Here is a 2,145-nt window from a genome sequence, read left to right on the forward strand (position 1 = left end):
CCCGAGGAAAAAGGGGAAAAAAGCGAAGGCATTTGGGATCTTGACCAAGCCGGAACGGAAAAGGCGGAACACGCTTTTAGCGGCCAGCGCGCCCAGCAAGCCGTTAATTGCTAGTTGGTGAAAGTCCAACCGAGGTAAGAGCCAAGTCGCCTCGTAGCTGACAGGCAACTGGTGGAGAGATCCTAAGGTTGAAGCCCTGTGACAAAGTATCCCGTAAGGGAGCGAGCAAATCAGCGGACCGTAACATAAAGTGAATCCTGCCGCTTCGTTAAAGGGACCATCAGTGGATGGACAAGGAGGAGACGAGCCCGGTGGCCGCAGGCGAAGTCCATGGACGATGTGTAGAACTTGGAGACAGCATCAAGGAACCTCCCGGAGTATGGGGAGCGGTACGCTGAGAAAGTAGTTAACGGAACTGGGGAGACCCTACTCTGCACACCCCGTTGGGGTGTAAAGCGAAAGCCTATAAGCACATGCGAAAGGGTGGACGGCAGAGAGGGAGTCGGAGGGGTTTATAGTACCGTTGAACATAAGGACAACACAACCTTGTGGAGGGAAGGAACCCTGCTTTGTTCTTGGGTTGAAAGGAGGTAAGAGTGAGTGAATGCAAGTAAACTTGCTAACTACACCAATGTAAAAGCTCGACAACTTTGGACAACCCTATATCTTTGTGCCAAGGAAAATCCAAAACGGCGATTTCATGCTCTGTATGACAAAGTGTACCGGCCAGATATTCTTGCGGAAGCGTGGCGTAGAGTTCGAGCCAATAAAGGTAGCGGCGGGATAGATGGACAGACAATTGAAAGAATCGTTCAGGAGTATGGGGAAAGTAAATTTCTCAACGAAATTTATCTCGACCTGAAGGGTAAGCAATATCATCCATCTCCTGTGCGGCGCACGTACATCCCGAAAGCGGATGGGAAACAAAGACCGCTTGGTATCCCGACCATCCGAGATCGTGTTGTTCAGATGGCAACCAAGATGGTTATTGAGCCTATCTTTGAAGCCGATTTCAAAGATTGCTCATACGGATTCCGTCCCAAACGAAATGCCCACCAGGCGATTACACAAATCAAGAAAACCAGCAGGACGGCCTCCTGGGTAGTCGATGTAGACATCAAAGGATACTTTGACAACATTAATCAGGAAAAGCTCATGAAGCTAGTAGAAAAAAGGATTTCTGATCGCAGGATACTAAAGCTGATTCGGAACTGGCTCCGTGCGGGCGTCATGGAAGATGTACAGTTTCATGAAACCGAATGGGGCACTCCGCAAGGAGGGGTAATCTCTCCACTGTTGGCAAATATTTATTTGGACTACATGGACACGATTTGGGAGAAGCAATTCACTCATCTTGGGAAGCTGATCCGATATGCGGATGATTTTGTAATCATGTGTAGATCGAAACAAGACGCTTTGGAAAGTATACAAGTCATAAAAGCGGTACTAAACAAACTGGACCTTACACTTAGTAAAGAAAAGTCTCGACTGGTTAATATCTGGGACAATACGACGGGCTTTGACTTCCTTGGTTTACACCATCGAAAATTTCCCATTCTTCTCAAGGGTGGAAAGAAAATGTACGTCATGTCACACATTCCGAGCAAGAAGGCTATGAAGGAAATGAGAAGGAAAATCAAAGAGTATACCAAACCGCGCAACAAGTTGTACTGGTCACTAGACGAGCTGATACAAGGGCTGAATCGAAAACTTCAAGGTTTCAAGAATTATTACTCACTTTCACCCATAGCAGCTAAGTGGTTATGTCGCATCGACTGGTATGTTCTGACAAGACTTGTGCTCTTTAACAACAAGAAAAGGAATAAACAAGCGAGACATGCGCGGATGAGAGAGATAGCAAAAGCTACAAGAGGAATTCTTGTGAAGCTTGCCGTACGCGATAACCGAATGCCAAGGAAAGAAGAACATCGGAAAGCCGTATGAGGGAGAACCTCACGTACGGTTTGATGAGGGGGAACTGATAGGAGTAAGGCGACCAAACGGTCGCCAGAAAGCGTCAGTTCTCTACTCTACAGTCGCAGTAGCGGCAGTCGTTATGAACCGTCTGCAATCCAATCTGTTCCCCAATACGGTAAAAAGCATTATCTTCGAGCCGCGTGCTTTTACAGCGATCGATGATGGCCA

General features: G+C 47.3%; 1 protein-coding gene and 1 pseudogene. Both read left to right on the top strand.

The window, feature by feature from the left end:
* The first annotated feature begins 600 nt into the window (after nt 1–600).
* Nucleotides 601–1,944 carry a group II intron reverse transcriptase/maturase gene (gene ltrA, locus EDM58_RS23150; RefSeq protein ID WP_122915429.1) on the top strand — a complete coding sequence of 448 codons (1,344 nt, stop codon included), beginning with the start codon at nt 601–603 and terminating at the stop codon, nt 1,942–1,944.
* Between the two features lie 88 nt (nt 1,945–2,032).
* A pseudogene (locus EDM58_RS23155) lies at nt 2,033–2,145 on the top strand (cell wall hydrolase); the annotation flags it as partial.

It is taken from the genome of Brevibacillus panacihumi (assembly GCF_003710985.1).
Lineage (GTDB): Bacteria > Bacillota > Bacilli > Brevibacillales > Brevibacillaceae > Brevibacillus > Brevibacillus panacihumi.